This is a genomic window from Sphingopyxis sp. C-1, assembly GCF_001047015.1.
Taxonomy (GTDB): Bacteria; Pseudomonadota; Alphaproteobacteria; order Sphingomonadales; family Sphingomonadaceae; genus Sphingopyxis.
On the sequence record NZ_BBRO01000002.1, the window covers coordinates 1,269,427 to 1,293,162 of the forward strand.

Annotated in this window: 18 protein-coding genes; 10 read left to right on the forward strand and 8 right to left on the reverse strand. The window is 62.2% G+C overall.

The window, feature by feature from the left end; genetic code table 11:
• Positions 1-41: 41 nt before the first annotated feature.
• Positions 42-1,040 carry an NADP-dependent oxidoreductase gene (locus SC1_RS20700; protein ID WP_062186549.1) on the forward strand — a complete coding sequence of 333 codons (999 nt, stop codon included), beginning with the start codon at positions 42-44 and terminating at the stop codon, positions 1,038-1,040.
• A 10-nt stretch (positions 1,041-1,050) separates the two neighbouring features.
• Positions 1,051-1,863 carry an SDR family NAD(P)-dependent oxidoreductase gene (locus SC1_RS20705; protein WP_062186551.1) on the forward strand — a complete coding sequence of 271 codons (813 nt, stop codon included), beginning with the start codon at positions 1,051-1,053 and terminating at the stop codon, positions 1,861-1,863.
• A gap of 103 nt (positions 1,864-1,966) precedes the next feature.
• On the opposite strand, the gene SC1_RS20710 is transcribed toward SC1_RS20705, so the two are convergent.
• The 5 genes from SC1_RS20710 to SC1_RS20730 form a co-directional block, all read right to left on the reverse strand.
• Positions 1,967-3,553 (reverse strand): fatty acid--CoA ligase, encoded by a 1,587-nt coding sequence (locus SC1_RS20710; RefSeq protein ID WP_062186553.1) that lies wholly within the window; start codon positions 3,551-3,553, stop codon positions 1,967-1,969.
• Positions 3,554-3,667: 114 nt separating this feature from the next.
• Entirely contained in the window at positions 3,668-5,128 is a 1,461-nt protein-coding gene (locus tag SC1_RS20715; RefSeq protein WP_062186555.1) for a carotenoid oxygenase family protein, read from the reverse strand.
• A gap of 113 nt (positions 5,129-5,241) precedes the next feature.
• A complete protein-coding gene (locus tag SC1_RS20720; RefSeq protein WP_062186557.1) occupies positions 5,242-7,635 on the reverse strand; it encodes a TonB-dependent receptor in 2,394 nt (797 codons plus the stop codon).
• A gap of 130 nt (positions 7,636-7,765) precedes the next feature.
• Positions 7,766-8,482: an SDR family NAD(P)-dependent oxidoreductase gene (locus SC1_RS20725; protein ID WP_062186559.1), complete on the reverse strand. Its 717-nt coding sequence runs from the start codon at positions 8,480-8,482 to the stop codon at positions 7,766-7,768.
• Positions 8,479-9,225: a glucose 1-dehydrogenase gene (locus SC1_RS20730; protein ID WP_062186561.1), complete on the reverse strand. Its 747-nt coding sequence runs from the start codon at positions 9,223-9,225 to the stop codon at positions 8,479-8,481. The genes SC1_RS20725 and SC1_RS20730 overlap by 4 nt, the downstream gene beginning before the upstream one ends.
• A 123-nt stretch (positions 9,226-9,348) precedes the next feature.
• On the opposite strand from SC1_RS20730, the gene SC1_RS20735 reads away from it, so the two are divergent.
• The gene (locus SC1_RS20735; RefSeq protein ID WP_062186562.1) at positions 9,349-10,986 is read left to right on the forward strand and encodes a GMC family oxidoreductase; all 1,638 of its coding nucleotides are present in this window, start codon (positions 9,349-9,351) and stop codon (positions 10,984-10,986) included.
• A gap of 189 nt (positions 10,987-11,175) precedes the next feature.
• Here the strand turns inward: SC1_RS20735 and SC1_RS20740 are convergent, their stop codons facing one another.
• The gene (locus tag SC1_RS20740; RefSeq protein WP_062186564.1) at positions 11,176-11,937 is read right to left on the reverse strand and encodes a ThuA domain-containing protein; all 762 of its coding nucleotides are present in this window, start codon (positions 11,935-11,937) and stop codon (positions 11,176-11,178) included.
• 125 nt (positions 11,938-12,062) lie between these two features.
• Here SC1_RS20740 and SC1_RS20745 point away from each other — a divergent pair, with 125 nt between their 5' ends.
• Together SC1_RS20745 and SC1_RS20750 are read left to right on the forward strand one after the other, a co-directional pair.
• Positions 12,063-12,845: an SDR family NAD(P)-dependent oxidoreductase gene (locus SC1_RS20745; protein WP_062186566.1), complete on the forward strand. Its 783-nt coding sequence runs from the start codon at positions 12,063-12,065 to the stop codon at positions 12,843-12,845.
• Positions 12,846-12,879: 34 nt separating this feature from the next.
• Positions 12,880-13,983 (forward strand): NADH:flavin oxidoreductase/NADH oxidase, encoded by a 1,104-nt coding sequence (locus tag SC1_RS20750; protein ID WP_062186568.1) that lies wholly within the window; start codon positions 12,880-12,882, stop codon positions 13,981-13,983.
• 549 nt (positions 13,984-14,532) lie between these two features.
• Here SC1_RS20750 and SC1_RS20760 read toward each other — a convergent pair.
• Positions 14,533-14,736: a hypothetical protein gene (locus SC1_RS20760; RefSeq protein WP_062186572.1), complete on the reverse strand. Its 204-nt coding sequence runs from the start codon at positions 14,734-14,736 to the stop codon at positions 14,533-14,535.
• A 504-nt stretch (positions 14,737-15,240) separates the two neighbouring features.
• Between SC1_RS20760 and SC1_RS20765 the strand changes: the two genes are divergently transcribed.
• The 5 genes from SC1_RS20765 (at position 15,241) to SC1_RS20785 (ending at position 20,553) form a co-directional block, all read left to right on the forward strand.
• Positions 15,241-15,747: a hypothetical protein gene (locus SC1_RS20765; RefSeq protein ID WP_062186574.1), complete on the forward strand. Its 507-nt coding sequence runs from the start codon at positions 15,241-15,243 to the stop codon at positions 15,745-15,747.
• A gap of 90 nt (positions 15,748-15,837) precedes the next feature.
• A complete protein-coding gene (locus SC1_RS20770; RefSeq protein ID WP_062186576.1) occupies positions 15,838-16,401 on the forward strand; it encodes a hypothetical protein in 564 nt (187 codons plus the stop codon).
• A gap of 120 nt (positions 16,402-16,521) precedes the next feature.
• On the forward strand, positions 16,522-17,154 hold the full coding sequence (locus SC1_RS20775) for a molecular chaperone (protein WP_193749238.1): 633 nt from the start codon (positions 16,522-16,524) through the stop codon (positions 17,152-17,154).
• Positions 17,155-17,185: 31 nt separating this feature from the next.
• On the forward strand, positions 17,186-19,672 hold the full coding sequence (locus SC1_RS20780) for a fimbria/pilus outer membrane usher protein (protein WP_152682502.1): 2,487 nt from the start codon (positions 17,186-17,188) through the stop codon (positions 19,670-19,672).
• Positions 19,669-20,553, forward strand: a complete 885-nt coding sequence (locus SC1_RS20785) for a hypothetical protein (protein ID WP_152682503.1) — start codon at positions 19,669-19,671, stop codon at positions 20,551-20,553. The genes SC1_RS20780 and SC1_RS20785 overlap by 4 nt, the downstream gene beginning before the upstream one ends.
• A gap of 1,154 nt (positions 20,554-21,707) precedes the next feature.
• Here SC1_RS20785 and SC1_RS20790 read toward each other — a convergent pair.
• Positions 21,708-23,678 carry a S9 family peptidase gene (locus tag SC1_RS20790; protein WP_062186580.1) on the reverse strand — a complete coding sequence of 657 codons (1,971 nt, stop codon included), beginning with the start codon at positions 23,676-23,678 and terminating at the stop codon, positions 21,708-21,710.
• Positions 23,679-23,736 lie beyond the last annotated feature (58 nt).

Below are 23,736 nucleotides of genomic sequence, written 5' to 3' on the forward strand. Positions count from 1 at the left end.
GCGCGGGCGCAGTTTCGGTGCAAATAATGGGGAGAGTATCGATGCCGACATCGCGCCAATGGCTGCTGAACGGACATCCGCGCGGGCGCGGAATCGAGGATGGCGACTTCCGGCTCGTCGAGGCCGAAGTCGGCGCGCCCGGCGAGGGCGAACTGCTCTTGAAGACACTCTATCTCGGCTTCGATCCCGCGCAGAAGGGCTGGATGGAGAATATCGCCGACTATGTCGCGCCGATGGCGATCGGCGATGTGATGCGCGGCAGCGGGATCAGCGAAGTGGTGGAGAGCAACCATGCGGGCTTTGCCGTCGGCGACCTGGTGATGGGCTCGACTGGCTGGACCGAATGGCATTTTTCCAGCGGCGAAGGACTGGTGAAGATCGATACCCGGTTGCCGCCGACCGCGATGCTATCGGTGCTCGGGACCACGGGTGTCACGGCCTATTGCGGGCTGTTCAAGGTCGGGCGGCCGGTCGCGGGCGACACGGTGCTGGTGTCGGGCGCCGCGGGGGCGACGGGGTCGGTCGTCGGCCAGCTCGCCAAGATCGCCGGATGCCGCGCCGTGGGCATAGCGGGGGGCGAGGACAAGTGCCGCTGGCTTGTCGAGGAAGCGGGCTATGATGCCGCGATCGATTATAAGGCTGGTAACGTCCGTGGACAGATCAAGGAACATTGCCCCGGCGGCGTGAATGTCATCTTTGACAATGTCGGCGGCGCGATCCTCAACGATATGCTCGGCGAGATCGCCACCGGCGCGCGCGTCGCCGTGTGCGGCGGGATCAGCCGGTACGAGATGGGGACGCTGCCGGCGGGGCCGCAGAATTACTTCAACCTGATCTTTCGCCGTGGGTCGATGGCGGGCTTCATCGTGCTCGACTGGGCGAACGAGTTTCCAGAGCTTCGCAAGCGGCTCGAAGGCTTCGTGCTCGATGGCCGGCTCAATTATCGCGAGGATTTGCAGCATGGGTTCGAGAATGCGCCCGAAACGCTGAAGCGCCTGTTCAGCGGCCAGAACCGCGGCAAGCAACTCTTGAAACTCTGAGGAGATCGCTATGGGCAGGCTGGCAGGAAAGCGCGCGGTCATCATCGGCGCGGCATCGGCGGGGAATATGGCGCAGATCACGGCGCGGATCTTTGCCCGCGAGGGCGCGACGGTGATGGTCGCGGGACGCAAGCAGGAACCCCTCGACGCGCTCGCCGCCGAAATCGGCGGCCATGCCGCGCTCTGCGACATCACCGACAAGGCCTCGGTCTTCGCGCTCGCCGATGCGGCGAAGGCGACGATGGGCGGGGTCGATATTGCGATGAACGCGAGCGGCTGGGGACTGCTCAAGCCGCTGCTCGACGTGACCGAGGACGAGCTTGCGGCGATCGTCGCTTTGCAATTCACCGGGGTGCATCATTTTCTGCAGGCGTTTGTCGGCGCGATGCTGACGAACGATCCGACCGGGGGCTCGATCATCCAGATTTCGTCGGCCACGACGCGGTCGCCGATCAGCAATCATGCGGCCTATATCGGCACCAAGACGGGGTCGGAGGCGTTGGTCCGCTGCGTCGCGAATGATTTCGGCGCTGCGGGTATTCGCGCAAATATCGTGTCGCCCGCGTTCACCGAATCGCCGATGACGCAGGGCGCCTTTGCGACGCCAGGGCTCGTCGACGCCTTCCTGCCGCGTTATCCGCTCGGGCGGCTCAACACGTCCGAGGATGTTGCCAATGCGTGCCTGTGGCTTGCGAGCGACGAGGCGTTTGTGACGGGAGAGAATCTCCAGCCCAACGGCGGGCTCGCGCTGCGCGGCAATCCGCAGGAAGGCGATATCGCCGCCGCGGTCGGCGCGGCGATGGCGAAGCTGCAGGCGCAATAAATCCCATCGTCATTGCGAGCGCAGCGAAGCAATCTAGGGCGGCTTGTCACGCTCTGGATCGCTTCGCTGCGCTCGCAATGACGGGGTTTTGTCTCGAGATTGGCTAGCTGATCTGCCGCTCGCGCCCTTCCCAATAGGGCGCACGCAGTTCGCGGCGGAGGATCTTGCCCGACGGATTGCGCGGCAGCGCGGGAATGAAGTCGACCGACTTGGGGCACTTGTAGCCCGCAATCCGTGTCCGCGCCCAGCCGATGATGTCGGCGCTATCGGCGCTCGCACCGTCGCGCAGCACGACGCAGGCCTTCACCGCTTCGCCCCATTTGTCGTCGGGAACGCCGACAATCGCAACGTCGGCGACCGCGGGGTGGCCGTAGATCGCATTCTCGACCTCGGCCGGATAGACATTCTCGCCGCCCGAGATGATCATGTCTTTCACCCGGTCGTGGAGGTAGAAATAGCCGTCCTCATCGGTGTAGCCGGCGTCGCCGGTGCGTAGCCAGCCGTCGCGGTCGATCGTCTCCGCGGTCGCTTCGGGGCGGCCCCAATATTCGCGCATATTGGCCTGCGTCCGGATCGCGATCTCGCCGATTTCACGCGGGGGCAGGGGGTTGCCGTCGGCGTCGATCACGCGCATTTCGACGCCGCGCAGCGGCTTGCCGACCGACCGCATCCGCTCGTTGCCCGCCGGGTCATGATCTTCGGGCGGCAGCGCGGCGATCGTTCCCGACGTCTCGGTCATTCCGTACATCTGGACGAAACCGCACTGGAAGATGTCGATGCACTGGCGCAGCAGGTCGAGCGGGATCGGCGAGGCGCCATAGGCGATATGGCGGAGGCGCGAAAAATCGACGTCGCGCGCGCGCTGCTGATTGACGATGATCTGCATCGCTGCGGGCACCATGAAGATTTTCGAGATGCCATAAGCTTCGATCAGGTCGAGTACCCCGCCCGGATCGAATTCGCGCGTGATCACCCCCGTCGCGCCATTGGTCATCACGGTGATGCCATAGCCGGTGCCGCCGATATGAAAGCAGGGCATCGCGACGAGCCCGACATCATCGGCTTCCCAGCGTTCCCAATCGGCTTGCAGCGCGGGGTCGCGGTCGAGTTTCGATCGCAAGACCGACCCGTTGGTGAGCACCGCGCCCTTCGGCTTGCCGGTGGTGCCCGACGTATACATCTGGATCACCGCGTCTGCTGTGCCGCGCGGCACGTCGGGGTCGGTGTCGGCGAAGCTGTCACGCCAGGTCCGATAATCGGCAAAGCCGCCTGCGGCGCCTTCGGTGGCGATCACATGCTCCACGCCCGGAAAAGCGTCGCGGTTTGCAGCGACTAGGTCGGTGAACTCGGGGCCGACGAACAGGATGCGCGCGCCGCAATTGTCGATGATCCACGCAATCTCGGGAACCGCGAGCCGCCAGTTGACTGGCGTCATCACGCCGCCTGCCTTGGCGACCGCCATCACCAGCTCGAAATAGATATCGCTGTTCTTGCCAAGATACGCGACGCGGTCGTCGGGTTTCAGCCCGAGCGCGATCAGCGCGTTCGCGCCCCGGCTGCTGTTCGCGTCAAATTCGTCGTAGCGCGTGGCGCGCCCTTCGAAATGGAACAGGATCTTGTCGGGCCGCTCGCGGGCGTTCCGTCGCGCGACATCGGCGACCCGTTCAAATGCTGCGACCTTGGGTTCCACCTGCTCTTAGCTCCTGCCTAACACCGTCATTGCGAGCGAAGCGAAGCAATCCAGAGCGGTTTACGCCAAGCTGGATTGCCGCGTCGCTTCGCTCCTCGCAATGACGACGGTGGTTTATGCTGCTTCGCCCAGCGCCTGCCGATAGAGACTGGAGTCCGCAGCATAGAAATTGCAATGGAAACCCGACGGCACGCGGAAGGGGACCTGGATCGTCGCGATCGGTCCCGCTGCAATGTCGAGCGCGGCAAATATCGCGAGTTCGCTCGTCGCTGCACCGGCACGGTGAACGAGCGTCATCGCATAGCCATCGCCTTCGCCCTGCGCGCCCACTTTGGGAGCGAAAATCAGTTCGCCGCACGAGGCGCCGTTGCCGAAGTGATAAACATCTTCGGTGCCGCTGACGGTGTCGAAACGCAGCACGCCGTCCATCCCTTCGGCACGCCCGTCGCGGCTGTTGAGGTTGATGTTGGCAAAGCTGTGCCGCGACGCGCGCGTGACGAAGCGGTCGTCGGGACGCGGAAACTGGATATCGCGGTCGTTGAGCGTCTCTTCCTTGATCCAGCTGCCCCCCGAATTGGTGCGCGGATCGATCGTCCAGCGGCGCAGGCTCTGCTGCGTGTCGCCGTGCGTCCGTTTCACGCCCGTTTCGTCGGGGAACAGCGCTGTCCCGTTTGCCGCTGCGACATCGGCGATGATCTTGCCATCCTGTTCCCAGACGTTGAGCTCGTGGAACATGTGGCGCGGCTCGTAATCGAACCAGCGCACATCGCTCGCCGATCCTTCGCGCGGCATCACGGCGAATTTGGTCGGACGATTGTTGACCCACGCGGTCATCGGGCCGCCCTTCATGAACCGGCCGAGATCGACGTCGATCGGAATCACCGGGAAGACGACCCAGTTTTCGGTCAGAAAGAACGTGTGCATCAACGCATTGTGCGGCATGTCGATCAGCTCGGCCTTGCGCACGCTGCCGTCGGCAGCAATCACGTCATAACGAATTTGCGCGGCGCCCATCGGGCCGTTGATCATCGCGCCGATATTGACGAGTTCGCCGGTATGATGGTCGATCTTGGGATGGGCGGAGAAGGTCGTGGTGATCGTCCCGCCATAATGTTCCTCGCCCAGCGTCTCGAGCGTGCGCGGATCGAGCTCGACCGCGGGCGCGCCCTCCATCAGCGCGAGCAGCTTGCCGCCATGCACGATGATATTGGTGTTGGCGGTGTTGTATCGCTTTCCCTGCGTCGACGGGTCGGCGGTCATCGGATTGCCGAACAGGCCGAAAAGGCGTTTGCCCGCGGCCTTCTCCATCTCGAACTTCTCGGTCCGCACCCAGCGGTTGAGCATCGACGCGCGGCCACCTTCGATATGAAAGGCATAGACCATGCCGTCGCCGTCGAACCAGTGATACTCGCCCTCGCGCGTCGGATAGAGCGGCTCGGGACCGTTGCGGTAGAAAACGCCGACCAGATCGTCGGGAATCTCGCCATCGACGATCAGGTCAGGGGCGGTCGCCTCGAACCGCACGGGCTGGTGATGCCCCGAAAGAAAAGGGTGGTCGAAAAAGGCCTGCGTCATCGTGAATCCCTCTGATCATCGAACAAGGGGCGGTGCATTGCGCCGCCCCCCGTCCCCCTTTTTTGGGTTCCCCCTTGCGATCCCGCCGTGCCCGTGGCGGGGCCGTATCTTCGTCAGAAACGGAAGCCGAGCTCGACCCCGTAGGTGCGCGGCGCCTGTGCTGCGCCGAAGGTGAAGAGACCCGCGACCGGCAGGGTCGACGACAGGCCCTTGTGGTTGGTGAGGTTGCGGCCGAACAACGCCAGGCTGACTTCGCGATCGTCGCCAAGCAGGAAGGTGTAGCCGATCTGCGCCGACAGATTTTCGCGATCCTCGGTGAAGCAGCGATTGTCGTTGGTCACCGCGCCCGGGACGACCGGGCGGTTCGGCGCGATGCAGGTCACATATTTGCTCTGATACCGCAGCAGCGTCGACGCATCGAAGCGGCCCGAGCCGATTTCCTTCGAATAGTTGAGCCCCGCCGACCATTGATATTTGGGCGCGCGGCGCAGCGTCAGCGTCGACACATCGTCCGCAATGCCGTCGGCCGGGCTGCCGGGCGTCAGGCCGACGATGTCGTTGAAGAAATTCTTATATTTGGCATCAGTGTAACTGAACGAAGCGTTGAAGCTGAAAGAATCCGTCATCTGCGCGATGATTTCGGCTTCAAACCCCTTGATGTCGGCCGAAGAGGCATTGCGCACGACCGTTTCCTGCGGGCTCGACGAACCCGGGGGCGAGGGCTGCACCACCTCTTCCTGCTTATTGTCATATTTGGTGTAATAGAAGGCGAGGTTGGTGCGCAGCGTGCGGTCGAGCCAGTCGGCCTTGAGCCCGACCTCATAGGCGTCGACCGTTTCGGGCTGATACGGCCCGAGCGACGTCGGCGATGCCGCGCGGCCGTTGAACCCGCCCGAGCGGAACCCGCGTGAGAAGGACGCATAGACGAGCTTGCCGGGTTCGATCGTATATTCGGCGTTGGCGCGCCAGGTGAATTTGTCGAAGCTGTCGCTGCCGGAGCAGTTGTTTGCCGCGCTATAAACCGGGATCACCACGCCCGGCGCGGGGCTTGTCGTTCCGGTCACCGCGACGCACGACATGCCGTCAAAAGTCGGCAGCGTGATGCGGACGAGCGCGCCGATCCGACCATAGTTGTTGAAGATTTCCTTCTTGTCCTTGGTGTAGCGCGCGCCGAGCGAAATTTTGAACGCGTCGGTCAGGTTGATCTGCGCATCGGCAAAGCCGGCGTAGGATTTGGCGCTGTGATCGACATATTGGCGCAGCACCGCGGTCGAACCCTGACCGAGAACGACGCCGAAATTGGTCGACTGGTCTAGCGTGTACGAGCTGTCGAAATAATAGCCGCCGAGCAGGACGTTGACCGTATCGAAGTCGGCGAGCAGGCGCAGTTCCTGGCTGAACTGCTTGTATTTCTGTTGGCGCCGCGTGTCGAAGAAATTGGCTGAACTGCCGTCGAAATCCTGCGTCACGGACTCCCGGTTCTTGATGTATCCGGTGACCGACGACAACGTCAGATTGTCGCTGAGGTCGATGTCGATATTGCCCGTGATGCTGTCGACATTGTTGCGGACCGGGGTCTCGATATTCTGGAACGTCGTGTAGAGGCCATGCGCTGGCAACGACCAGCGGTTGCATTCTGCGGCGGGCGAAAAGCCGGGCGCGCCAGGGGCGGCGCAGATGACATCGCGGCCGGTTTCGGACAGCGCCGATGCGACGGTTTCGCCGCGTTCGCGCGTGTGCTGATAGGTGACCTGCGCGGTGATCGCGTCGCTCGGCGTGATCAGCGCGGTGACGCCGCCCGTCAGCGTTTCATATTTGCCCTCGCGGCGGTCCTTGGTGACATTGTGATAAAAGCCGTCGGTCTTATCGTAATAGCCGAACGCCTTGAGCGCGATGAAATCGCCGAGCTTGCCGGTGTTGACGACAAGGCGCGCGCGCTTGGTGTCGAAACGGCTGTAGGCGAACTGGCCGCGCACGCCGAAATCCTCGGTCGGGCGGGTGCGGATGACATTGATCACGCCGCCGATCGTATTGCGGCCGAACAGGGTGCCTTGCGGCCCGCGAAGGACTTCGAGCCGTTCGAGGTCGAAGCTGTCGAGAAGCTGGCCGGTGTTGGTCCCGATGAACACACCGTCGACAACGACGCCGACTGCGGGGTCGAAGCTTTTTTCGATATCCTCGAAGCTGATGCCGCGGATCGCGATGGCGGCGGCGCTTGGGCCCGCGCCGACCGAGTCGACGACGAGGCTGGGGACGCGGCCGGCGATATCGCGGATATCGTCGATCGTCGCCGATTCCAGCGCCTTTTCATCGAGCGCGGTCACCGCGATCGGAATCGACTGGATGCTTTCCTCGCGCTTCTGCGCGGTGACGACGATCTCGCGGATGGCACCGCCGCTGCTTTCTTCGACGGGGGCCTCCTGGGCCGCTGCCGGGGTGGCGATCGCCAGTGCGGCGAGCGATACGGTGGCGTAAACAGCAGGCAGCATTCGGGCATGCGTGATCATCGCGTTCCTCCCTCCTCGCGCCGGCGCATAGGCTCGCCGGTCACGTTGGAGGGGAAGGTCCGCTTAATACCCCGATTCAACAATCATCAAAAATATCAGGCATGCCGTGACGGATCATAACATATTGATTTTATTGGCGTTGTGTTGCCCCGCCGTCGACGAAAACCCCATGTCCGGACATGAATCGCGCGTCGTCGGAGGCCAGAAAGGCAGCGACGTCGGCGATATCTTCGGGCTGTCCGAGCCGGCCCAATGCGGCCTTGTCGATCCAGCGTTGTCTGAATTCGGGCATCGCGGCAAAGGCGGGCGCGGTCATCGGCGTGTCGATCGCGCCGGGCTGTATGCAATTGACCGTGATCCCGAACGCACCGACCTCGGCCGCGACCGATTTCGTCATGCCGAGCACCGCATGTTTCGACGCGCTATAGGCGGTCATCCCGGCCTCGCCAAAGCTCGACATCACCGATCCAATCAGGACGATCCGGCCATATGACGAACGCTTGAGCAGCGGCAATGCGTCGCGCATCAGGCGAAATACCGCGGTGACGTTGACCGCCATCATCGCGTCGAAAAATTCGTCGCCGGCCCCGTCGAGCATTTCCAAGCCGGTGATCCCCGCGCAGGCGACGACGATGTCGAGCCGCCCGAAACGCGCCTCGGCGTCGGCGACCAGTCGGGCGTTGGCGCCGGGCGCGGTGACATCGGCGACAATGTCGACCTCACCCGCGCGATCGGTGGTAAGCACCTGCGCGCCGTCGGCAGTCAGGCGTTTGGCGGTCGCGAGGCCGATGCCCGACCCGGCGCCGGTGACGAGCGCGGCGCGGCCGGCGAGACGGCCCGCCGTCACAGCGAACTGCCGCCGTCGATGCGAAACTCGGCGCCCGTCGCAAAGGCGGACTCGTCGGAGGCGAGATAAAGGACGATCGCCGAAATTTCCTCGGGCTTGCCGAGCCTTCCCACAGGATGCGTCGCGACCCAGCTATCGTAGAGCGCCTGTCCGTCGGCGACCTGCGCCATCACCTTGTCGAGGATCGGCGTATGGATCGCGCCCGGGTGCACCGAATTGCAGCGGATGCCATAGCCCTTGCGTGCATAATGCAGCGCGACCGACTTGGTCAGGTGCGTCACCGCTGCCTTGGCAGCGTTATAGGCGGCAAGGTCGCCCTGCGCGCGGACGCCGCACATCGACGACATGTTGACTACCGACCCGCCATGATCCTTCATCTTCGGGATTACGTGCTTGCAGCCCAGAAAGACGCCGTCGACGTCGACCGAAAATTCGTGACGAAAGGCTTCGAGCGTCAGATCCTCGATCGACCCGTGCGTCGTAATGCCCGCATTGTTGACAAGGATGTCGATGCGATCGCAGGTGCCGAGTGCGGCGAGCCACTCCGCCTCCTTCGATACGTCGAGCCGGACGAAGCGCTGCCCGAGTTCGGCGGCGAGTGCCTCGCCCGCAGCGACGTCGATATCGGCGATGACGACGCTTGCGCCCTCGGCGACGAAGCGGCGCACGATGTCGAGCCCCAGCCCCGAAGCGCCGCCGGTCACGAACGCGATCTTGCCTGAAACGCGGCCTTGCCCTGTCATCCTGTCCTCCCTCTTTTTGCCCCGGCACTATCATGCTGCGCCGAGGACGAGGGGACTATTTATTGCGCTAGGTGCGGTGGATGGCCGCTCGGGATCACATCATGGCGGGACAGGAGAAATGCCATGGCGGAAAGCTGGGACTATATCGTCGTTGGGGCCGGATCGGCGGGCTGCGTGCTTGCCGAGCAACTCAGCGCCGATCCAGAGGTTCGCGTGCTGCTGCTCGAAGCGGGCGGCAGCAACGACAGCCGCTGGGTCGCGATCCCCAAAGGCGTCGCAAAGCTCGTCACCAATCCCGACCATATCTGGGCCTATGGCGTGTCGCAGCCGCGCGGCGACGGCGGCGCGCCGGGCGAAGTGTGGATTCGGGGCAAGGGGCTTGGCGGATCGTCGGCGGTCAATGGCATGATCTGGAGCCGCGGCGAGCCCGCCGACTATGACGAATGGGAAAAACTCGGTTGCACCGGCTGGAACGGCGACGCGATGACCGACGCCTTCCGCAGCCTTGAGGATCACGGCCTCGGCGCGAGTGCGATGCGCGGTGCGGGCGGACCCGTCGGCGTCGCGCCCAAGATCCATAGCTATCCTCTCGCCGAAACGATGGTGCAGGCGGGAGTCGAGATGGGGCTGAGGCCTGTAGACGATCTCAACGCCGCGACATCGGACCGGGTCGGTTTCTATTCGCACAATGTCCGGCGCGGCCGGCGCGAGAGCGCGGCGACCACCTTTCTCGCGCGTGCGAAGAAACGGCCGAACCTGCACGTCGTCACATACGCCATGGCCGAGCGGCTGATCGTGGCGGGCGGGCGCGTCACGGGCGTCGAGGCAAAGGTCGCGGGACAGACCCAGCATTTCGATTGCGATGGCGAGGTGATCGTGTCGGGCGGCACGCTGGAGAGTCCCCTGCTGCTTCAGCGATCGGGCATCGGCCCCGCCGATGTACTGCGCGCCGCAGGAGTCGAGCCCGTCGTCGACGCCCCCGATGTCGGCGGGGGGGGGGGCGAGCATCTCGGCTTTTCGATGCCGCACCGTCTGTCGCGCGACGTCGGCAGCAACCGTAGTTTTTTCGGGATCGGGCTGATGCGCGCGATGGCGCAATATATGCTGACGCGCGGCGGGATCATGGCGACCGGGCCGTTCGAGGTCGGTGCCTTTCTCAACTTGACGAGCCGCGACCTGCGGCCCGACCTGCAACTCTATCTCGGCGGTTACACTTTCGCGCTCGGTGACGACAAGCATCCGGTGCCGCTGAACAGCATCGACCGCAAGCCGGGGATGACCATCTATGGCCAGCTCCTTCGTCTGACGAGCGAGGGAAGTATATTGATCGCCGGCCCCGGCAGCGATGCGCCCGCCGACATCAAACCCAATTGGCTGTCGACGCGCGAGGATGAACGCACCGCGATCGCCGCGGTCCACGCGATGCGCCGCTATATGGCGCAGCCGGCCCTCGTCGGCCTCGTCGAACGCGAACTGCTGCCGGGCGCGGCGGTACAGAGCGATGCCGAGATTCTCGCGGCGTTCCGCCGCCTCGCCACATGCGGACTGCACGGGGTCGGGACCTGCCGGATGGGCAGCGACAATCGCGCGGTCACCGACGCGCGGCTGCGCGTCAATGGCGTGCGCGGGCTGCGCGTCGTCGACTGTTCGGTGATGCCGTCGCCGGTGACGGGGAACACCAATGCCCCCGCAATGGCGCTGGCGCTCCGCGCGGCTGGGCTGATCCGCGAGGACCGGCGACGGTTGAGGGCGGTGGCGTAACTTATGCGACGATGCCTGCTTGGGGGGTCGGGACCTGACGTCCATCTCCTCCACTTCCGTCATCCCGGGCTTGACCCGGGATCCCGCTTTTGAACGCGCCGGCAAGCTTCAAAAAAAGCGGGACGCCGGGTCAAGTCCGGGGTGACGAGGATAGAGGGGCCGCTCCCGGCCGATACCGGGCACCGCCGCTCACACGCGCTCGCGTTCCTTCAGCCAGCCGATCCCGCGGCGCAGCAGGTCGTAGAAGACCGGCAGGTCCCATGCACAGCGGTCGACCGTCGGCCACCAGTCCATCATCGGCTGCAGGTCGTAATGCCCACGGCAATGGCCGAGCGTGAGGTAAAGCACCGCGCCCGCGCCATGCTGCTTGATATAAAACACCGGATAGGTGCCGGGCGCATCCTCGGCCTCGACGAAGCCGGTGCCTGGCCCGCTGCATTCCGTATCGAGCAGGACGTGGAGCGCGCCATGCGTTTCGAGGTGATACAGTTCGTCGGTCGTCTCGAACGGCGCGATGCCTTCGACGAGCGGATGGTCGGGGTCGGCGACGCGGACGGTATAGGGTTCGATCGCGGGATGGCTGATGAACTGCGAGCCGAGGAGATCCATCATCAGCGGCGCCCAGCGCGGCGCGTCCCATACGCCCGTATCGAGCAGGCGCAGGATCGAGTTGGTGCCGTGCAGCGCGTACCAGCGCCCGCCCTTGGTCAGCCAGCGCTTCAGCGCCTCCTGCGCGGGCAGCGACGGGGTGACATCGCAGGTGTAGGTGATCAGGATATCGGCACCCTCGATCGCCTCGATATTCTCATAATTCTCGAACACGCGCGTCCGCACGCGCTGGTCTTCGGCGAGCAGTTTGAGCAGCTCGAGCCGCGCAAAGTCCATGTCGTGCCAGACGCCGCCGCAGATCAGCACGCAATCGATGCGGGGTGGATGCTCGCTCTCGCTCATCGCCGGTCCTCTCCTCCTGTTATCGGCGCAACATGCGTTCGCGGCGCGCCCGCGTCACCTTGCTGTATTGATAGGTTCACCGATGTAGCGAAACTGGCAAGAGGAACAGCGAGAGGAGAGGCGCGATGCAGCAGAGGCTCGGCGGCAAGGTCGCCCTGGTCACCGGCGGGACGAGCGGAATCGGTGCCGCGACGGTCGAGCGGTTGACGAACGAAGGTGCGAAGGTCGTGTTCACCGGCTCGAACGCCGAGGCGGCGGCCACGGTTGAGGACCGGACCGGTGCAATCTTCCGCGCCCACCGCGTCGAGGACGCAGCGGCTTGGGATGCGCTGATGGCCGAGATCGAGGCCGAATATGGCCGGCTCGACATCGCCTTCGCCAACGCCGGGACCGAGGCGGGCGATGCAAGCGTCGAGGATATCGGCATCGACGCATGGGACCATATCGTCGGGGTGAACCAGACGGGCGTCATGCTCACCGTCCAGCACGCGATCCGCGCGATGGCGAAGAACCCGCAAGGGCCCCAAGGTTCGATCATCGTCAATTCGTCGATGAACGCGCACCGCGCGATGGGCAATTACGTCGCCTATTCGGTGACCAAGGCGGCGGTCGTCGCGCTGGTCAAATCGGCGGCGATCCATTGCGCGGGGCAGGGATATGCGATTCGCGTCAACGCGGTGCTGCCCGGCGTCGTCGAAACCGACATGATCCGCGGCGTCATCGATCGCTCCCCCGATCCGGTCGCCGCGCGCGCGGCGTTCGAAGGGATGGCGCCGATGAAACGTATGGCGCAGCTCGGCGAGGTGAGCGCGCTCGTCGCCTTCCTCGCCTCTGACGAGGCGGCTTTTATCTCGGGCGCCGACTATGTGATCGACGGCGCGACGACCGCCGGTATGATGGGCGTGTAGGGCGCAGGCCCGTCACACCAAAGCGGAGCATATCGTGTCCTATCCTGCCCTGTTCACGCCCTTGCCGGTCGGCCGCCTTGCCTTGCGCAACCGCATCGTGATCGCGCCGATGTGCCAATATTCGGCGATCGACGGCTGCATGACCGACTGGCACCTCATTCATCTGGGCAATCTCGCGCTATCGGGGGCGGCGTTGCTGACGATCGAGGCGACGGCGGTGTTGCCCGAAGGGCGGATCAGCCACGCCGACGTCGGCCTATGGGACGACGCGACCGAGGCCGCGATGGCGCGCACCCTCGATTCCGTTCGCCGTTGGTCCGACATGCCGGTCGCGATCCAGCTTGGCCATGCCGGCCGCAAGGCGTCGACCGAAGTACCGTGGAAGGGCGGCGCACAACTGCCGCCGGGCGACCCGAACGGCTGGCCGACCGAGGCGCCGTCGGCGCTGGCCTTCGCCGAGGGGCAGGTCGCGCCGCACGAACTCGATCGCGCCGGCCTGGCCCGTGTTCGCGACGCTTTCGCCGCCGCCGCGGTGCGCGCGGCGCGTCTCGGCATCGACGCCGTCCAACTGCACGGTGCGCATGGCTATCTGCTGCATCAGTTTCTCTCGCCGCTCTCGAACCGGCGGACCGACGACTATGGCGGCAGCCTCGAAAACCGGATGCGTTTCCCGCTCGAGGTGTTCGACGCGGTGCGGCAGGCTTTTCCCGCGGACCGTCCGGTCACCGTCCGCGTGTCGGGGACCGACTGGGTCGACGGCGGCTGGACGATCGAACAGACGGTGGCGTTCGCGCAGGCGCTGGAAGCGCGCGGTTGCGCCGCGATCCATGTGTCGAGCGGCGGGCTAGATCCGCGGCAGGATATTCCGGTTGGACCCGGCTATCAGGTTCCCCTCGCGCGCGCGGTGAAGCAAGCGGTGGCCATGCCCGTCGTCGCGGTCGGACTGATCACCGATTATGATCAGGCGGAGGCGATCGTTGCGACGGGCGACGCCGATCTGGTGGCGCTGGCGCGCACGATCCTGTTCGACCCGCGCTGGCCCTGGCATGCCGCCGCGCATCTGGGGGCGCGCGTGACCGCGCCGCCGCAATATCTGCGGTCGCAACCGCACGGCTTTTCCGACCTGTTCGACATATAACTGCCGTCACACTGATCGCGGGCGAAATATTGGTGACCCCTACGGGAGGGGTCGGATGGGTTACAAGCCCACGGTTTTCCGTCATTTTCTGCGAAGTGAGACGACGCATGTGTACTCATTGGGTGTACTCACGATTGTGAGCAGGCTGTCGCAATAGCCGTTGCTAAGATAATCTGTAAAGGCCGTCTGCGCCTGATGGAGGAACCCGCTTCGCGGAATGGGCGCCAAAACTGAGGTAGCGGAGGATACACGGACGTTGAGCAAGGCGGCGTGGTAATGCCGATCATAGAGATCCTTCAACGATGAGGAGCATATGGTGACTATTGTTACGGTCCACGTTCCCGTCACCTCGCTTCGCCAGCGCACGCAGCATGATAAGATGATGCGCGGCTTGGGTCGGCACACCCAGCAAGACTAAATCAGCCGCGTCCGACGCTTGCTGCATTCCTCGGTCGCCCTCTTGATACGGCAACAACCGAAGATCTCGGGCGCCTGCAGCTATATCAGCACGAGAAGGGCGTCAGCGCGTCAACCGTCAACGGCGCTGTCTCAGCTTTGCGTTTCCTGTTCGCGGGGACTATCGGGCAGCGGGATCTCGCGCGTTCTCTCGTCATCACGCGTAATCCGCGCAAGCTGCCCGACGCGCTCCCGGCCATGGATCTTCGGAGAATACGGCTGAACATACGCCATCTGCTCGTCCGTCAGCTCGATAAATTGCTGAAATTCAGTCTCCTCGCAGTGCGCCTGAATCATAAATCGCTACCTCGAATCAATAGGTCCTGATTTTGCCGCCCGCATGCGGGGCCAAATGACCGCCGGCCCTCACGTTAAGACACTGACTGAAGGTGTTTCGAACTGGGACGAAGTTGCCAAGTGCACGCCGAAGTCACTTAACCTTTTGTTAAACGAGTTGCGAATCGACCCGCGCTCCGTTAACAAACGGTTAGCTTTTGAGGGCAGGGGGTTAATCCACCGATCGGAAGAAGCTCGAAGGTGCGAGGGTCGCGGCACCTTTTAGAAGGGGGCGCCTGCTAACACGGGCATTACCCACATTCCTGTAGCTTTGCTCATTTGGGCAGGCCGTCTCTTGGGCGCTTCGCTCAGGGCGATGTCGTGCGACAATTGAACGAAGCCGAAGGTTTGCGCCGGGAATACCGGCGTGAGAAATGGTGACGTCGCGCAGCTCTTCGGTGGCACGGCGTGCCTCGTTTAATCTGATGATTGGCAATCGTGCTGGTTCTTTGTGGAGATATAGTGATGAAGACTCTTTTTGCTGCTGCTTCGGTTCTTGCCGTGCTCGCTTCGACTCCTGCCATGGCTGACGACAAGGCGGACGTCTCGATCACGGGCAACATCGCCTTGGCCTGCACCGTGTCGCCTGACGTCCGTGACGTGACCGTCGACCTTAATAGCACCGCCGCTCAGTCGGCTGGCAGCCTGACCTACCGCTGCAACGGCGCCAACGGCTTCACCCGGACGATTGCTTCGGACAATGCCGGTCAGCTCAACAACGTAGCCGGTGCGAACAAGGGCTTTGTACCCTACACCATCACCCACGGCGGCGGTTCTGGCCTTGGCATCGCCACGCCTGTGTCGCTGGCCACTCCTACCACGACGAACTTGGGTTCGTCCGCCGCCTTCGTGAACGGCCAGACCGGCACCTTGAGCCTGATCCTCGCCAAGCCGGCATCGGCCAGCGCTGCGAACCCACTCTTCGCCGGTGACTACACCGACGTCATTCGCGTTTCGATCACCGCCAACTGATAGGCTGCCTCATAACGAGGTGATGGATGCAGGGGCGGCTTTCGGAAGCCGCCCCTGTTTTCGACTTGGTTGCAGGAGGGTTTGGGTGTGATGCGCGAGTACATCTTGCTAGGCTGCTTGTTGGCAATCACTTCTGCGTCGGCGCAGGCGCAGGTGGTCGAGCAGACGGTCCTGCAACCCCGCGATCAGACTTACTTCGAGCGTGATTTCGGCAAAGAGGCTGCGATTGCGATCAGAGCGATCAACCCCCTTCAGTGCAGCGTGATTTTTGACCAAGCGTCAGCCAACGTAAATCTTCTCGCTTCGCGCGTCGAAGAAGTAGGCGTGAGTCTGAACTGCAATACGCCCTTCCGGCTCAAGGCAACCGCCGCAAACGGCGCTCTTCGCCACACGGAACTGTATCAGTCGGGCAACGCACGGAGCTATCTCCCGTACTCGGTGGCTTGGCCATCAATGGTCAGCAATGGCGGTGAGCCGGTTGCGGCCAATTTTTCGGCGGCGGGTGCGCAATGGGCTGGGGGGCTGGATTTCGTATCCGGCACCTCAGTCATCGATCAGCACGGCGAAATGCGAATCAACTGGGGCAGCGCTCGAGAACTGCTCGCGGGAAATTACCGCGAGACATTTACTATTGAGATGGAACCCGTCGACTAGAGTCGGCGTGAGCCATCCAGCAAGGGTCAGACCATGTCAGTGTTTCGCAAGATCTTCGCATGGACCGCGGCTACCGCGGTTTTGATTGCCACGCCGGCTGCGGCGCATCGGGTATACCCTATGAGCTACGAGCTGGCCCCGACTGGTTCCGGCGCGTCAACCGTACTGAGAGTCGACAACACCACCGACCGGCCGATTACGCTTGAAGTCGTGGTAGAGAAACGGAGCTGGGACGAAGCGGGGCAGGAAACCCGCACCCCCGCCGAGGACGATTTTGTGGTGCTCCCACCCCAGATGGTAGTCGAGCCGGGGAAGACCCAGGCCGTTCGCGTTCAGTATGTGGGTGAGACCGTTGTGAACGACACTGCGATGTATGTGATCGGAATCAACCAGGTACCGGTTGTCGATCCGAACGCACCGACTGGCGTGCAGTTCGTGATTAATTTTGGAACCGCTGCCTACGTGGTGCCGGCGGGCGCAAAGACCGAACTCAAGGTTGTATCCGTCAAGGCGGCTAACGAGCCCGGGCAGATGGAAGTTCTGCTAGAAAATACCGGCTCGCGATATGCGCCGCTTGGTAACACGACCTGGACGTTCACCAACGCAGCGGGCGCGAAGATGGAAATCACTGGAGATCCGTTGCGAGAGACGCTGGTAGCGTCCGTTGTGCCGTCTCACGGCCGTCGGCTTTACAAGATCCCTGCCGCCAAGGACTTCGACTTGTCGGGGCCGGTGCAGCTGACGATCAAGTAGAAGCCAGGTGGGGGGGCATCGAAGACGGTTAGTGTCAGAGTTTTCTGCCAAGGCTTATTTCTTGGCTGGTGCGGCTGCTTGTGCTGCTGTCGCCGCCCCGCCAGCCAAGGCGCAGTACGCTCAGCCTCAGGCTTCTGATCCTCCAGCACAAGCGCAGCGCACCATCGATGTGAACCTCCCGCTCACCTTGCGAGACGTTTACATTGGCGACATCGCCGCTCGCACGACGACGGGCGGCGAAGTGATCGGGGTCGATGCCAAACGGTTCCGCGACCTGATAGGCCCTCGCGTCAACGACAGCGCGCGCGCAGAGCTCGAAGCGCGCATCGCCGCCGCCAATCCCCTGATATCGCTCGCGGCGTTGCAAGTGCCCGGGATCGAGGTCGCGTTCGATTCTGCCAATCTCTCTTTGTCGGTGTCCATTTCACCCGAAATCGCACGGGCGCAGGAACTGGCGCTAAGCCCCAATATCATCGACTCACCCAACAAGAATACGGTGCTCCCGGCGGCGTTCGCCGGAGGTATGAACTTCTTCGTTTCGAAGGCGTTTGTGCATCAGGATAAGCTCAATCCCACGCGAGAGGGTGCGAAGCCCACGACGGTTGGTATCGACGGTTTCTTGAACGTCGGTGGAATAGACGGCGCGTACCTGTTTCATCAGTGGACTTATAATGGTGGCAGAGATGCTCGCCTGACCCGTGGAAATATCACTCTTATCCACGACGATTGGCGTAACGCAATTCGGTATGCCGCCGGAGACGTGGATCCATTCGCGCTGCCGCTCCAGGGAGCGACTCCGCTCGGCGGTGTCGCAATTACACGCGCCTTTGCCGAACTTCAGCCCACGCGAAACGTCAGGCCCGCCGGGCGTACGAGCTTCACGCTTGACCGTGATGCGATTGTTGAGGTGGAAGTAAACGGGGTCATCACTCGCACCATCCAACTCAGTGCCGGCACCTATAACTTGCGCGACCTTCCCTTCACCGAAGGGCTAAACGAGGTGCGTCTCCTAATCCAGGACGAGGCCGGCCGGCGCGAGATCGCGTCTTTTTCTAGGTCCTTCACTACCACTCTCCTCGAGGAAGGTATCAACGAGTTTTCATTTGCAGTCGGCTTTCCTCGTTTCCCGACTGGAAAGGGTTTCCGCTATGGGGACAATCCGCAGTTCTCGGGATTTTTTCGGCAGGGTGTCACCCAGAGCGTCACGCTGGGCATCAATGCGCAAGCCGACAGACACACCCAGGTAGCAGGGGGCGAGGCTCTCCTAGCAACGACGCTGGGGACATTCCGAATGGAAGCGTCTGCGAGCACCTCTCGGGCGGGCGAAGGTTTCGCCGCAGCATTTGGCTGGATCAAGTCATTCAGCCTGCTTGATCAGCTGGGCGAGGTGGAGGCAATCTGGGACCATCGTAGTCGTGATTTTTCCGTCCTAAACGACGGATCCGTAGGACAAGATATCAAGAACGATGTCGCCTTTCGATACCGCCAGGCATTGCCAGGCCGAGTTTTCGCCAATGCTGCCTTCGGTTACACAGATCGGCGCGTCGGCAGAGACCGGACGCGCTGGTCAGGCGGCCTCAGTCGCTCCTTCGGGAAACTCAATGTGTCGGTCCTTTATGAGGGAGAGGACGAGCAGTTTCGCGGTGTCGATCACAGGGTGTTCTTCAACCTCAGCTTTCGCTTCGGATCGCGCGACGGCATTAACGCGCGTTACGAGACTGGAAGCGACCGCTACCGCGTCGAATACGAACGGAGTTTGACCAACTCTGTCGGCAGTCTAGGCTTTCGTGCCGGATTAAGCGGTGCAGACGGCGAACGCGGCTTTCAAGGCGAAGTCGATTACATCACCAATCGCGCAGAATTAGGTGGTCGGTTCGATTTGTTCGATGACACGGTATCGGGTGGGCGTGTGCGCCAAACAACTTTACGGGCAGCCACTGCAATTGGCTTTGCTGACGGCGCCGTCGCGGTCGGTCGCCCATATCGCGATGGCTTTGCAATCGTCGAGCGCCACAAGACTTTGGCCGAGAGTTCCGTGAAGGTTGCGGTTGGTGGCGCCGGGGAGGTTTACGCACGGGTCGATGCCCTTGGCCCGGCACTCGTCACAACCAATCGACCGTACCAGAGAAACTTAGTAACTGTGGACGTCGAGAACCTGCCAACCGGATATGACCTCGGTGCCGGCGTTTTCGAAGTGTTTCCGGGAAGTGGCAGCGGATTCAGGTTAACTGTTGGCTCCGATGCCGCGAGCACGGTTATGGGCGTTCTTGTGGACACCGAAGGGCAGCCAGTTTCTCTGATCGTTGGCACGCTCAAATCAATAGACCGTCCTGGGGACCCACCGATACCGTTGTTCACAAACAGGGCGGGCAGGTTCGCGGCAACCGGCCTGAAGCCAGGTCGTTATAAACTTGCTATCGGTTCTGATGAGGACACAGGGCTGGAGATTGTCATCCCGAATGACAGTGCGGGATTGGTCAATGTCGGAAAAGTCCAGATGTCGGGAGCGAACAAATGAAAGTTCTTTTGGCCGCGGTAATGGTCGTTGCTCTTTTGGTAGGAACCACATCAGCACAAGCCTGCGATCCGCAGATCAGCAGAGTAGCTGCACCGCGTAACGACGCGTATGAGCCATTCTCGCCTGATGCCACCATTTACCCGTTAGAAGTCACGATAAGTAATCGTGCAGACCAGGCTTGTGAACTAAAGGCTCTCGCGATAGGTACATCGTCTGGCAACAGGAAAATGACCGGTTCCGCATCTGGCGCCCCCCTCGTTTACGAAATCTTGGGCGCGCACGGTGTCCGTCTTCCGAACGAGCAGGACAGCGGGTTCGGAGTACCTGTTGCGCTGGGTCCGAACGCAGAGACGATCCTTCGTCTTCAGGTGAGGGTCCCCGCTGGTCAAGTAGTCCCATCTGGGCATTACGACGAAAACATCCAACTGCGCTTGGTCGGCCAGACCGGAGGTGTTCGTGCGGACCGCCGCCTACCCTTAAGTGTACAGGTTCAGTCACGCGCGCAGGTCAATTTAGCGGGCACTGCTGGTGTGTTCAATGCAGGCGTACGCAGCGCAGTGTTGTCGCTGGGAGAACTGACTGACGGCTCAACGAACCAGATCTTTATCCAACTAAGGGCCAACGAACCCGTGCGTGTTCGGCTGGATTCGAGAAATCGCGGTATGCTCGCGCACGTGGGGATGAAGTCGGAGGTCATCCCGTACACTCTGGTTTTGGATGGGACACCCGCGAACCTGGCGGGCCCATTCTTTCTTACGCGGTCACCTCCTCGAACCCTAGAAGGAGCGTCGTATAGGGCTGTGGCAACCGTCTCAAAAGTCGGTAATAAATTTGCGGGTGAGTATCGCGACTTGATAGTGATCAGCATCGACGCGATATGAGCGTCGCCCCGGACCAGACCTCGTTAAGATCGCGCGATCGCTTCGAGGCGCAGAGTTTTAAGGTCCTCAGCTGCCCCTGCTTCGCTAAACTCTACACGAAATTCAGACCCCGTCGTCGCTGATCCGGAAAATGGTGTGCGCGCAATAAGCGCGGTTCCGTCCCGCACCGGGTAAGACGTTCCATCCACTGAGACCCCGCTCACACGGCTGCCCTCTGGGAAAGCCATTCGAAGATTGTACCATGTGTTACAATCCTCCGTGATCACAACTTGGAGCGCTCCTTCGCGTAGATCGGCGTGGGCGACAGAAGCACTACAGGACACAGGCACGCGACCTATCAGCTCAAAACTCGCGGCCGCCGCATGGACGGGCAAGGACATCGGCACAAGCGTCGCCACTGTCAGCGTCGTTAGAACCTTCATCTCCAGGCGCTCCTTTCCCTCTTAAAAGATCGCATAGAGCCTGAAGGTAAATATTTTGGAACTGTGGATCGGCGTGCAAAATGGGTCTGACTCAAATTCCGTGCAATTGGGACAATGCAGGCGCCATGACCCTTGCCCTAGGCTCAGGGCTTCTGTGGTTGCTGCCCGTGATGCAAGAGGGTTCTTTTGAACTGGTGATCGAGTGCGGTCTTCTGTCAGGCCTTGATTGCGGCGCTTTCAAAAGCCGCTGGCCGGTATGGTGATCCGCTGATCAGGTCCAAATCTCATTGGCGAGCTTATCACTGAGAGTCCTGAACTGGTTTTCCTGATCCAGATCTGTTCGATCATTCTGCCCATTCGGGTCGTCGTGATCTGCCCTCTTCTGAGTGATCCAGAATTGACGATATTTTGGATGACGAAGGAGACATGGAATGCCGAGCAAGAAGCATCGCGCGGAAGAGATTATCGGCAAGCTGCGTGAAGCGGAGGTCGTGCTGGCGCAGGGCGCCACGATCGCTGAGCCGGACTGTTGGGTGACATAGGCGGCCACCGGCGGATTACTGGTGGGAGCGTTTTCGACGCTTATGGCTTTAGTTGTTTTAAGCTAGGTATTTAGCCCTTGCCGGCCAATCCCACTTTGCCACCTGATTATTGGCGACCTGTATTGCGCCATGTCGCATTCTGAGGGCGGGATCGCCGCTGTCCAGTTCCAATTCTCACGAACATTGCCCGTCAGGGTTGCGCTTTCAGCGTCCGCTCGAACCAGTCGACCACGCGCGTGAGTGAATCAATCTGGTTCTCGCGGCGCGAAAAGCCGTGGCCTTCTTCGGGATAATAGACTGCTTCTACTGTCCGTCCTCGTTCATTCAGTCGGGCTTGCAGCGCCGTCGCTTCGCTCTTCGGGGTTCGAATGTCGTTTTCGCCTTGCAGGATCAGCAGCGGCGCCTCGATCCGATCGATATAGGTGGACGGGCTGGAGCGCTCATATTGTTCGGCGTTCGTCACCGGATCGCCGAGCAGGTTGCGGACATAGACCTGCAGTACCGGCTCGGTGCTGGCCAGTAGGGTCTGCCAGTTGAGGATGCCGAACAGATCCACCCCAGAAGCAAAGACCTCGGGACGGCGCGCCAGCCCCATGACGGTCAGATAGCCGCCATAGGATCCTCCCATGATGCCAACGCGGCGACGGTCGACAAAGCCGGTCGCCACAAGAAAATCGACGCCGGCAACCAAATCGTCGAGATCGCCGCCACCCAGATCACCTACATTGGCGCGCTGGAAATCCATGCCATAACCGGTCGAGCCACGAAAATTCGGCGCAATGACCACGAAGCCGCGGCTCGCGATAGCAATCGCGTCGCGGTTGAAAAAATCAGAGATTTGCGCCGTCGGTCCGCCATGGGCCATGACCACCGCCGGGGCCGTGCCGTCGCGCGCCAGATTGGGCGGAATCCATACAAAGGCGCTTATGACGAGTCCATCCTTGCTAGGGTAATGGACAAGTTCGGTGCGCGGCAGTCGGTTGCCGTCCAGCGCCGCCGGGCTGAGTTCGGTGATCTTGGCTGCGCTTTTCGAAACCATGGAGTATGTCCAGAAATCGTTCGGCTGATGACCGGCCTGATGCCGGAACAGCAGCGTTGCGCCATTGGCGGTGAAGGGGGATTGGCCGGAAGATGCGAAGCGGTTCATCCCTTCGGGCAGCGGCAGCGGTTTGCTCTCGTCGCGCGCGGCATCATAGAGAAAGATGCCGCTGCGCCCCGATGCGTTCTCCTCGAATGCGATATCCGACCGACCGGGGACGAACCAGCCGCCGCTCTGTGGCCACGGGCTGGAGCGCAGCCAGCGGATCGCGCCGGTGTCGAGGGATAGCAGGCCGCTGCGTCGGTTCTGGCTGGGTCCGCTGGCAAAGAAGGCGATCCGGTCCCCTTCGTCGGAAAGGTCCGATGCAATTGCATAGACACCCTCGCCGCTGGGTCCGATGGGGAGGGGCGCCGACCCGTCGAGCGGTACAAGCATCATCGTGCCGTCGGTTTGCAGTACATTGAGACGATTGGCGAGCAGCGCTTTGCCATCGGGCGTGAACTCCACCGGCACCCAACGATAGCCGGGTGATTCCTCCGCAACGAGTGTCCGGCGCTCACCTGTCGTGATGTCCAGGATCGCCAGATCAAAGTTCGAGGCATTCGCCTCGCGGCTGCTGAACGCCAGAAGGCGGCCGTCATAAGAACCGATGGCGCCGATTTCGGATGTGTCGGGGCTTGCAGTCAGGTTGCGCTCTGCCCCGGTTTCAAGGTCAAGTAATATAAGGTCGTACATTTCGCGGCCGCCGCTATCCGTCTCGTAGACGATTCGCTTCCGATCCGGCAGCGCGACCGGATTGAGTTGTCGATCAGGCGAGCGAGACGCCGGTCGGGGTCCGTCGCCAGCGCGGTCGAGCATCCAAAGGTTAAATGGCCCATCAAGATTAGCGGTCGCGAGGATCGTCTCGCCGTCATCGATCCAAATCGCGCCAAACGCATCCTTGGCCGCGAAGAGTTCCTCGACGGACGGAACCAGCGGCCGGGAGAGCGACTGACTCTTGACCAGCAAGGGGTCGGTCAACGGCCGTGGAGGTGGCCCTTCCTCGCCGGAGGCGTTTCCGGCGATGAAGAGGAGGATGAGCGAAAGGGTGATGGGCCATTGGCGAGGAAATCGGCTGTGCATCCACTCATGATGATCGCGCAGAGTTTTTCCGCCATTAAGTCTGTTGTAGGGTCAGTGA

Excerpts from the sequence above, each read along its gene's own strand:
- SC1_RS20700 (WP_062186549.1), top strand. The coding sequence starts at position 42 with ATGCCGACATCGCGCCAATGGCTGCTGAACGGACATCCGCGCGGGCGC.
- SC1_RS20705 (WP_062186551.1), top strand. The coding sequence starts at position 1,051 with ATGGGCAGGCTGGCAGGAAAGCGCGCGGTCATCATCGGCGCGGCATCG.
- SC1_RS20715 (WP_062186555.1), bottom strand. The coding sequence starts at position 5,128 with ATGACGCAGGCCTTTTTCGACCACCCTTTTCTTTCGGGGCATCACCAG.
- SC1_RS20720 (WP_062186557.1), bottom strand. The coding sequence starts at position 7,635 with ATGATCACGCATGCCCGAATGCTGCCTGCTGTTTACGCCACCGTATCG.
- SC1_RS20730 (WP_062186561.1), bottom strand. The coding sequence starts at position 9,225 with ATGACAGGGCAAGGCCGCGTTTCAGGCAAGATCGCGTTCGTGACCGGC.
- SC1_RS20735 (WP_062186562.1), top strand. The coding sequence starts at position 9,349 with ATGGCGGAAAGCTGGGACTATATCGTCGTTGGGGCCGGATCGGCGGGC.
- SC1_RS20740 (WP_062186564.1), bottom strand. The coding sequence starts at position 11,937 with ATGAGCGAGAGCGAGCATCCACCCCGCATCGATTGCGTGCTGATCTGC.
- SC1_RS20745 (WP_062186566.1), top strand. The coding sequence starts at position 12,063 with ATGCAGCAGAGGCTCGGCGGCAAGGTCGCCCTGGTCACCGGCGGGACG.
- SC1_RS20760 (WP_062186572.1), bottom strand. The coding sequence starts at position 14,736 with ATGATTCAGGCGCACTGCGAGGAGACTGAATTTCAGCAATTTATCGAG.
- SC1_RS20765 (WP_062186574.1), top strand. The coding sequence starts at position 15,241 with ATGAAGACTCTTTTTGCTGCTGCTTCGGTTCTTGCCGTGCTCGCTTCG.
- SC1_RS20770 (WP_062186576.1), top strand. The coding sequence starts at position 15,838 with ATGCGCGAGTACATCTTGCTAGGCTGCTTGTTGGCAATCACTTCTGCG.
- SC1_RS20775 (WP_193749238.1), top strand. The coding sequence starts at position 16,522 with ATGAGCTACGAGCTGGCCCCGACTGGTTCCGGCGCGTCAACCGTACTG.
- SC1_RS20785 (WP_152682503.1), top strand. The coding sequence starts at position 19,669 with ATGAAAGTTCTTTTGGCCGCGGTAATGGTCGTTGCTCTTTTGGTAGGA.
- SC1_RS20790 (WP_062186580.1), bottom strand. The coding sequence starts at position 23,678 with ATGCACAGCCGATTTCCTCGCCAATGGCCCATCACCCTTTCGCTCATC.